The sequence below is a fragment of the Streptomyces sp. UH6 genome (assembly GCF_013421635.1).
GTDB classification, from domain to species: Bacteria; Actinomycetota; Actinomycetes; order Streptomycetales; family Streptomycetaceae; genus Streptomyces; species Streptomyces abyssomicinicus.
The window spans coordinates 1-8,985 of sequence record NZ_JACADT010000140.1; the positions used below are offsets into that span (position 1 = coordinate 1).

The window sequence follows — 8,985 nt, forward strand, 5'->3', positions numbered from 1 at the left end:
GGGCAGCGGCATCGGCGGCAGCGGCGTCGGCATCGGTCGGGGGAAAGCGAGGGGGCGGCCATGGGCCGCCCCCCCTCCATGTCGGTGCCGCGCCTACGCGACGTTGACCCTCTGCCCGGGCGGCGCGGCCTCCAGCCACGCCAGGAAACCCGTCAGCGCGTCCTCGCTCATCGCCAGCTCCAGCCGCGTGCCCTGGTGGACGCAGGCCAGCACCACCGCGTTCAGCAGCAGCGCCAGCTCCTCCTCGCCCTCCGGCATCCGCCGGCCCACCACCTCGATGGCGGAGCGTTCCAGCATCCGGCGCGGCCGGGGCGAATACGAGAACACCCGGTACCAGGCGATGCTGTCACCGCTGTACCGGGCCACCCCGTACGCCCACCCCTTGCCGTCGCCCTCCGTCCCCCCGGGCAGCTCGGGGGCGTCCCAGCGGAGGCTGCAGTCAAAGGTGCCCCCCGACCGCTGGATCAGCCGGCGCCGCATCCCGAAGGCGAACAGGCCCACCAGCGCGAGCACGACCAGCGTCCCGAACACAGTCAGAGCGAGGATCATCGGCACCGACCTCCTCGTCTCCTAGAACTGGGAACCTGTCAACTGGCAAAGATGAAAACCGGTAACGCAGAAACCGGCGACGCACGAAGCGTCTCCGGATTCACCTCAGCCGCGGCCGGTTCCGGAGTATTCCGGAACCGGCCGCGGCTGAGTCACGCACGTGCACAGCGCGCGCAGGGCGCGCCGGGGTCAGCGAGCCGACACCGCCCGCAGGCGGACGTCGGCGCGGCGCTCGGCGGAGGCGTCGGCCTCCGACTTGGCGCGCTCGAGCGCCCGCTCCGCACGCTGGACGTCGATCTCGTCCGAAAGCTCGGCGATCTCGGCCAGCAGCGACAGCTTGTTGTCCGCGAAGGAGATGAAACCGCCGTGGACCGCTGCCACGACCGTCTCACCACCGCTGGTACGGATGGTCACGGGGCCCGACTCCAGCACACCGAGCAGCGGCTGGTGACCGGGCATGACGCCGATGTCGCCGGAGGTGGTGCGCGCGACGACCAGGGTGGCCGCACCGGACCAGACCTGGCGGTCGGCAGCGACCATCTCGACGTGCAGCTCAGCAGCCAAGGTTGGCTCCTCGGGTCACCACCCGGCGGTATGCCGGGTGTTGGGTCAAAGTCTAGACCCGTCCGAAGACGGGGGTCCCGGGAACGGGTCCCGGGGTGGAGCGGGGGCGGGAGCCCGGGGTGAGAGGGCCGGCCCGAAGACGGGCCCTCTCACCTCGTCCGGCTCCGCCGAACCTCAGGAGGTTCAGGAAACGCCCAGCTCCCGGGCGTTGGCCTTGAGGTCCTCGAGGCCACCGCACATGAAGAACGCCTGCTCCGGGAAGTGGTCGAACTCACCGTCGCAGATCGCGTTGAAGGCGGAGATCGACTCGTCCAGCGGCACGTCCGAACCGTCCACGCCGGTGAACTGCTTGGCGACGTGGGTGTTCTGGGACAGGAAGCGCTCCACGCGACGGGCACGGTGGACGACGAGCTTGTCCTCCTCGCCGAGCTCGTCGATACCGAGGATCGCGATGATGTCCTGGAGGTCCTTGTACTTCTGGAGGATCCCCTTGACGCGCATGGCGGTGTTGTAGTGGTCCGCCGCGATGTAGCGGGGGTCCAGGATCCGGGACGTGGAGTCCAGCGGGTCCACGGCCGGGTAGATGCCCTTCTCGGAGATCGGACGGGAGAGAACCGTCGTCGCGTCGAGGTGGGCGAAGGTGGTGGCCGGGGCCGGGTCGGTCAGGTCGTCCGCGGGGACGTAGATCGCCTGCATCGAGGTGATCGAGTGACCACGGGTCGAGGTGATGCGCTCCTGGAGGAGACCCATCTCGTCGGCCAGGTTCGGCTGGTAGCCCACCGCGGAGGGCATACGGCCGAGCAGGGTCGACACCTCGGAACCGGCCTGGGTGAAGCGGAAGATGTTGTCGATGAAGAACAGCACGTCCTGCTTCTGCACATCGCGGAAGTACTCCGCCATGGTCAGACCGGCCAGGGCCACGCGCAGACGGGTGCCCGGGGGCTCGTCCATCTGGCCGAAGACCAGCGCGGTCTTGTCGATGACGCCGGAGTCCGACATCTCCTCGATCAGGTCGTTGCCCTCACGGGTGCGCTCACCGACACCGGCGAACACGGAGACACCGTCGTGGTTGTTGGCGACACGGTAGATCATCTCCTGGATGAGCACCGTCTTGCCGACGCCGGCGCCGCCGAACAGACCGATCTTGCCGCCCTTGACGTACGGGGTCAGCAGGTCGATGACCTTGACGCCGGTCTCGAACATCTCGGTCTTCGACTCGAGCTCGTCGAAGTTGGGCGCCTGGCGGTGGATGGACCAGCGCTCGCCCTCGTAGGACTCCTCGGAGTTCAGCACCTCACCGAGGGTGTTGAACACCTTGCCCTTGGTGAAGTCGCCGACCGGGACGGTGATACCCGTGCCCGTGTCGGCCACCGGGGCCTGGCGGACCAGGCCGTCGGTGGGCTGCATGGAGATGGCGCGGACCAGGCCGTCGCCCAGGTGCTGGGCGACCTCGAGGGTCAGCGTCTTCTTCGCGCCGGCGTTGGCCGGGTCGGCCACCTCGACGTGAAGGGCGTTGTAGATCTCCGGCATCGCGTCGACGGGGAACTCCACGTCGACGACCGGGCCGATGACCCGCGCGACGCGGCCGGTGGCCACGCCCGCGCCAGCGGTCGGCTCAACAGTGGTGGTCATTAGTTGTCACTCCCCGCGGTCGCGTCGGCCAGGGCGCCTGCGCCACCGACGATCTCGCTGATTTCCTGGGTGATTTCGGCCTGGCGGGCCGCGTTGGCAAGCCGGGAGAGCGTCTCGATGAGCTCTCCGGCGTTGTCGGTGGCCGACTTCATCGCGCGCCGGGTGGCGGCGTGCTTCGAAGCGGCCGACTGCAGCAGCGCGTTGTAGATGCGGCTCTCGACGTACCGCGGCAGCAGGGCGTCGAGGACGTCCTCCGCGGACGGCTCGAAGTCGTACAGCGGGAGGATCTCGCCCTTGGCGGGCGAGTCGGCCGCGACGTCTTCCAGCTTGAGCGGCAGCAGCTGCGCCTGGATGGCGGTCTGCGTCATCATCGAGACGAACTCGGTGTAGACGATGTGGAGTTCGTCCACACCACCCTCGGCCGTGTCCTTCTCGATCGCCTCGATCAGCGGTGCCGCGACCTGCTTGGCGTCCGCGTACGTCGGCTCGTCGGTGAAGCCCGTCCACTGCCCCGAGATCGTGCGCTCGCGGAAGTTGTAGTGGGCGACGCCGCGCCGGCCGACGATGTACGTGTCGACCTGCTTGCCGTCGGCCTCGAGCTTCGCCGTCAGCTGCTCCGCCGCCTTGATGGCGTTGGAGTTGAACGCGCCGGCCAGACCGCGGTCGCTCGACAGGAGCAGGACCGCGGCACGGGTCGGGTTGTCCGCCTCCGTGGTCAGCGGGTGGCGCGTGTTCGAACCGGTGCCCACCGCCGTGACCGCGCGGGTGAGCTCGGTCGCGTACGGCGTGGAGGCCGCCACCTTGCGCTGCGCCTTGACGACACGCGAGGCGGCGATCATCTCCATCGCCTTGGTGATCTTCTTGGTCGCGGTGACGGATCGGATGCGACGCTTGTAGACCCGGAGCTGAGCTCCCATGAGTCAGGTCCCTTCCTTACGTCACTTGGAGACGGAAACCGGAGCGTCCTCGCCGAGCAGCTTGCCGTCCGACGTCGTGAACGTCTTCTTGAACGCGGCGATGGCGTCGGCGACGGCCGTCAGCGTGTCGTCCGACATCTTGCCGCCCTCGCGGATCGACAGGAGCAGGCCCGCCTCGGTCTGACGCAGGTAGGCCAGCAGCTCCGACTCGAAGCGGCGGATGTCCTGGACCGGGACGTCGTCCATCTTGCCGGTGGTGCCGGCCCAGACGGAGACGACCTGCTCCTCGGTGGCCATCGGCTGGTACTGAGCCTGCTTGAGCAGCTCGACCATGCGCTGACCGCGCTCCAGCTGCGCCTTCGACGCGGCGTCCAGGTCGGAACCGAAGGCGGCGAACGCCTCCAGCTCACGGAACTGGGCCAGGTCGACGCGCAGACGGCCGGAGACCTGCTTCATCGCCTTGTGCTGCGCGGAACCACCGACTCGGGAGACGGAGATGCCGACGTTCAGCGCGGGGCGCTGACCGGCGTTGAACAGGTCCGACTCCAGGAAGCACTGGCCGTCGGTGATGGAGATGACGTTGGTCGGGATGAACGCCGAGACGTCGTTGGCCTTGGTCTCGACGATCGGCAGACCGGTCATCGAACCGGCGCCCATGTCGTCGGAGAGCTTGGCGCAGCGCTCCAGCAGACGCGAGTGCAGGTAGAAGACGTCACCCGGGTAGGCCTCACGGCCCGGCGGACGACGCAGCAGCAGCGACACGGCGCGGTAGGCGTCGGCCTGCTTCGACAGGTCGTCGAAGATGATCAGGACGTGCTTGCCCTGGTACATCCAGTGCTGGCCGATGGCCGAGCCGGTGTACGGCGCCAGGTATTTGAAGCCGGCCGGGTCGGACGCCGGGGCGGCGACGATGGTCGTGTACTCCAGAGCGCCGTTCTCCTCCAGCGCGCGGCGGACCGACGCGATGGTGGAGCCCTTCTGGCCGATGGCGACGTAGATGCAGCGGACCTGCTTCGACGGGTCGCCCGTCTTCCAGTTGGCCTTCTGGTTGATGATGGTGTCGACGGCCAGGGCGGTCTTGCCGGTCTGGCGGTCACCGATGACCAGCTGACGCTGGCCACGGCCGACGGGGGTCATCGCGTCGACGGCCTTGTAGCCGGTCTCCATCGGCTCGTGCACCGACTTGCGCTGCATGACCGTGGGGGCCTGCAGCTCGAGGGCGCGGCGGCCCTCGGTCGCGATCTCACCGAGGCCGTCGATGGGGTTGCCGAGGGGGTCGACCACGCGGCCGAGGTAGCCCTCGCCCACGGCGACCGACAGGACCTCACCGGTGCGGTGCACCGGCTGGCCCTCCTCGATGCCGCTGAACTCGCCGAGGACGATGGCACCGATCTCGCGCTCCTCGAGGTTGAGGGCGAGGCCGAGGGTGCCGTCCTCGAACTTCAGCAGTTCGTTGGCCATGGCCGAGGGAAGACCCTCGACCTTCGCGATGCCGTCGCCGGCAAGGGTGACCGTACCGACCTCCTCGCGCGAGGCCGCGTCCGGCTTGTACGCCTGGACAAAGTTCTCCAGCGCGTCCCGGATCTCCTCCGGCCGGATCGTGAGCTCCGCCATCTGGGTTCCCTGCTCTCCTTGTTGGGCCCGAAGTTTCTTGGGGGAATCTGGGGGGCTCCCCCAGAAACTTTGCATCCTCTGCACGGCCCAACCAGGGCCGTAAAAACGTACTTCTGCTGTGTGGCTCGGTCAGCCGGCGAGGCGCCGGTTGGCGTCCTCGAGGCGGTCCACGACGGAGCCGTTGATGACCTCGTCGCCGACCTGCACCCGGATCCCGCCGAGGACCGCGGGGTCCACGTCGAGGTTGAGGTGCATGGCGCGGCCGTAGAGCTTCACCAGGGCGGCGCTCAGGCGCTGCTTCTGGGTGTCGCTCAGCGGCACCGCGGAGGTGACCACGGCGACCATCCGGTTGCGGCGGCCGGCGGCGAGCTTGGCGAGGGACTCGAGTCCCGCCTCCAGGCTACGTCCACGCGGCGCGGACACCAGACGGACCACCAGGCGCTCGGTGACGGCGTTCGCCCGGCCGCCGAGCAGGCTGCGCAGCAGACCGCTCTTGGCCTCGGCGCTCGCGGACCGGTCGGTCAGCGCGGCGCGCAGGGCACCGTTCGAGGCGACGATCCGGCCGAACCGGAACAGCTCGTCCTCGACGTCGTCCAGGGCGCCGGCCTTCTGCGCGGCCGTGAGGTCGGCGAGGTTCGCCAGTTCCTCCACCGCGTCCACCAGGTGGCGCGGGGCGGACCAGCGGGACCGGACCATGCCCGACACCAGGTCGGTGGCCGGACCGCCGATCTGGCTGCCCAGCAGGCGCTGGACCAGGTCGGCCTTGGCCTCTCCGGACTGCGCCGGGTCGGTGAGGACCCGACGCAGCGACACCTCGCGGTCGAGCAGCGCGGTGACGGCGGCCAGCTCGTCGGCGAGCTGCGCCGCGTCGACGGACGTGGAGTCCGTCAGCGCGTCGAGTCGCTCACGGGCGGCTGCCAGGGCCTCGCGGCTCGCTCCGTTCATCGCGCGGCCTCGGCCTTCTCCTCGAGCTCGCCGAGGAAGCGGTCGATGACGCGGCTCTGACGGGCGTGGTCCTCGAGGGACTCTCCGACGAGCTTGCCGGCCAGGTCGGTGGCGAGCTTGCCGACGTCCTGGCGCAGTGCGGTGGCGGCGGCCTTGCGGTCGGCCTCGATCTGCGCGTGGCCGGCGGCGATGATCTCCTCGCGCTGGCGCTGGCCCTCCGCACGCATCTCGGCGATGAGCGCGGCACCCTGCTCCTGCGCCTCCGAGCGCAGGCGCGCGGCCTCGTGGCGGGCCTCGGCGAGCTGAGCCTTGTACTGCTCGAGCACGCTCTGGGCCTCGGTCTGGGCGGCCTCGGCCTTCTCGATACCGCCCTCGATGGCCTCGCGGCGCTCGTCCAGAACCTTGTTGATGTTCGGGAGGAGCTTCCAGGCGAAGACGCCGAAGACGATGACGAAGGCGATCAGGCCGATGACGAGCTCGGGGATCGGCGGAACGAGGGGGTTCTGGACCTCCTCAGCCGCGATCGTGAGCAGCTGGCTCATGTCAATGCCTTTCGTCTAGTCGGCTGGTGGGGATCGCTAGATCACTGGCCGTAGACGAACGGCATGACCAGACCGATGAGGGCGAGCGCCTCACAGAAGGCGAAGCCGAGGATCTGGTTGGCACGGATCAGGCCGGCGGCCTCGGGCTGGCGGGCCAGCGCCTGGGTGCCGTTACCGAAGATGATGCCGACGCCGACGCCGGGGCCGATGGCGGCGAGGCCGTAGCCGATGGAGGCGACAGAACCGGTAACTGCGGCAAGAGTGGACATGCCAGTTCTTCCTTTTCTCAACGGACCGGTGGGGGTTGGCCACCGGACGACTGGGGGTCGGGTCTACGGGCGATGACTCAGTGGTGCTCTGCGAGCGCGCCCTGGATGAAGGTGCAGGTCAGCAGCACGAAGACGTACGCCTGCAGGGCCTGGATGAACAGCTCGAAGACCGTCATCACGATGACCATGACGAAGCTGACGCCGGCGTAGGCGATGCCGATGCCGTTCAGCAGGTACCAGCTGGCGATCGTGAAGAGCACCAGAAGCGTGTGGCCCGCGAACATGTTCGCGAACAGTCGCACCGCGTGGGTGAAGGGGCGGACCAGCAGGTTCGAGAAGAACTCGATCAGCATGGCCAGCGGAAGAACCGGGCCGAGGTCCTTGTTGTAGCCGGTGATGTTCTTCCAGCCGCCGACGAAGCCGTGGCGCTTGAAGGTCAGGCTGACCCACAGCACGTAGACGATCAGCGCCAGGACCGCCGGGTAGGCGATGATCGACGTCACCGGGAACTGGGCGAGCGGGACGATCGACCAGAGGTTCATCATCCAGATGAAGAAGAACATCGAGACGACCAGGGGGACGTACTTCTCGCCCTCCTTGCGCCCGAGGGTCTCGTAGACCACGCCGCGACGGATGAAGTCGTAACCGAACTCGGCGACCATCTGCAGCTTGCCGGGAACCAGCTTCGGCTTGCGGAAGGCGGCCCAGAAGAAGCCGATCACGATGACCGAGCCCAGCAGGGCGAGCAGCATCGGCTTGTTGAAGTACAGGTTGCTGTCCGCGTCGCCCCACAGGGGCTCGAACAGGAACGAGTGCAGGCCCGGAGCCGGGAAGCCACAGCCATCGAAGATGTGGCAGTCGGTCTCGAAGGCGAGCACCTGCGTCGGATCAGCACTCACCGCGGGCTCCTTCAGCGTGGCGCATAGGTACGGCAACCTCGTTGTGTCGGCGCGGCACGAGGCCGCGGTTCGGCACGGGACTGGTCTTACGGATGTGGGGGCGGCTGGGGGGCATCAAGCCTCGCGTTCGAGCAGGCGTCAGCTCGGATGCCCGCGCCCGCGATGCCGCAGTCGGCAACGGACGATAGCAGGAACGCTCACCTGTGCTTGCCCCGGCCCCGTTCCTCACGACGAGCGCCCCGTCTTCTGCGGCTTCTCGTTCTCGGTCGACTCGGGATCGACGTACAAGATCTTGGCCTTCATCTGCGCGCGGGCCTGCGCGGCGACCCAGACGATGGTCGCGGCGACCAGCGCGATCGCGAAGGTCTTGGGGTGGAACAACGACGTGTCCTTGAAGACGGCCACGAAGAAGAACATCAGCAGGATCTGCACCGTGTAGAGCATCAGGCCCATGGCCTGGAACAGGTGCGGAAGCGACTTCGCGACGCGCTGCAGCACGTAGAGCCCGAGACCCATGAAGAAGAGCACGACCAGCGTTCCCACGACGGCGCCGAGCGCACCCTTGCCGCCGGCGAACACACCACTGAGGACCGCGGCGATCGCGCCGGCGGCAGCGGTGGGCACCGCGGTATGGATGAGCATCCGAACGTCGTTGGACGGCATGGCGGCAACTCCGCTTGCTGAGGGGGCAGGGTGTCGTCATGGACGAGCGTAGACCCGGGGTGAGAGGGAGAACCTCGGTCCGGGGGACCGCCGCACTGGGGGACCGTGCGCGCTCGTCCGGCTCCGGTCCGGGCTACTCGTGAACGCTATCACAAACTATTTGATGAGGTCTTTACCTACTTCGTGTGCCGACTGTCACACGAGGGGGTTAAGAGGTGTGCCAGTAACGATTCGGCGCACCTTCTGACTGATATAGGGCCGATTTGCCCACCCAAGCACTCCCCAAGGGCGTCCCTCGGGTGGGTCAAGCTCTAGCCGGATTCTTACCTACTGCGCCTGGGGCACCTAGCGCGGCTGGCGCGAGGACGAGGGCGGGCCGGGCCGGCGGAAC

10 protein-coding genes are annotated in these 8,985 nt (G+C 68.3%); all 10 read right to left on the reverse strand.

From position 1 onward, the window contains the following. Window positions 1-93: 93 nt before the first annotated feature. The gene (locus HW445_RS10415) at window positions 94-549 is read right to left on the reverse strand and encodes a DUF2550 domain-containing protein (RefSeq protein ID WP_180220746.1); all 456 of its coding nucleotides are present in this window, start codon (window positions 547-549) and stop codon (window positions 94-96) included. 189 nt (window positions 550-738) lie between these two features. After that, a complete protein-coding gene (locus tag HW445_RS10420) occupies window positions 739-1,113 on the reverse strand; it encodes a F0F1 ATP synthase subunit epsilon (protein ID WP_151771219.1) in 375 nt (124 codons plus the stop codon). 183 nt (window positions 1,114-1,296) lie between these two features. Beyond that, window positions 1,297-2,745: a F0F1 ATP synthase subunit beta gene (atpD, locus tag HW445_RS10425; RefSeq protein ID WP_180220747.1), complete on the reverse strand. Its 1,449-nt coding sequence runs from the start codon at window positions 2,743-2,745 to the stop codon at window positions 1,297-1,299. Continuing rightward, window positions 2,745-3,662, reverse strand: a complete 918-nt coding sequence (locus HW445_RS10430) for a F0F1 ATP synthase subunit gamma (protein ID WP_180220748.1) — start codon at window positions 3,660-3,662, stop codon at window positions 2,745-2,747. Before HW445_RS10430 ends, atpD begins: the two co-directional genes overlap by 1 nt. 21 nt (window positions 3,663-3,683) lie before the next feature. Next, the gene (gene atpA / locus HW445_RS10435) at window positions 3,684-5,276 is read right to left on the reverse strand and encodes a F0F1 ATP synthase subunit alpha (protein WP_180220749.1); all 1,593 of its coding nucleotides are present in this window, start codon (window positions 5,274-5,276) and stop codon (window positions 3,684-3,686) included. A gap of 129 nt (window positions 5,277-5,405) precedes the next feature. Further along, on the reverse strand, window positions 5,406-6,221 hold the full coding sequence (locus HW445_RS10440; protein WP_180220750.1) for a F0F1 ATP synthase subunit delta: 816 nt from the start codon (window positions 6,219-6,221) through the stop codon (window positions 5,406-5,408). Continuing rightward, on the reverse strand, window positions 6,218-6,763 hold the full coding sequence (locus HW445_RS10445) for a F0F1 ATP synthase subunit B (RefSeq protein ID WP_180220751.1): 546 nt from the start codon (window positions 6,761-6,763) through the stop codon (window positions 6,218-6,220). Before HW445_RS10445 ends, HW445_RS10440 begins: the two co-directional genes overlap by 4 nt. A 41-nt stretch (window positions 6,764-6,804) precedes the next feature. After that, window positions 6,805-7,032, reverse strand: coding sequence for an ATP synthase F0 subunit C (gene atpE, locus HW445_RS10450; protein WP_108954361.1), 228 nt, complete (start codon window positions 7,030-7,032; stop codon window positions 6,805-6,807). A 77-nt stretch (window positions 7,033-7,109) separates the two neighbouring features. Next, on the reverse strand, window positions 7,110-7,931 hold the full coding sequence (gene atpB, locus HW445_RS10455; protein ID WP_151771225.1) for a F0F1 ATP synthase subunit A: 822 nt from the start codon (window positions 7,929-7,931) through the stop codon (window positions 7,110-7,112). A gap of 225 nt (window positions 7,932-8,156) precedes the next feature. Then, a complete protein-coding gene (locus HW445_RS10460) occupies window positions 8,157-8,594 on the reverse strand; it encodes a hypothetical protein (RefSeq protein ID WP_151771226.1) in 438 nt (145 codons plus the stop codon). Window positions 8,595-8,985 lie beyond the last annotated feature (391 nt).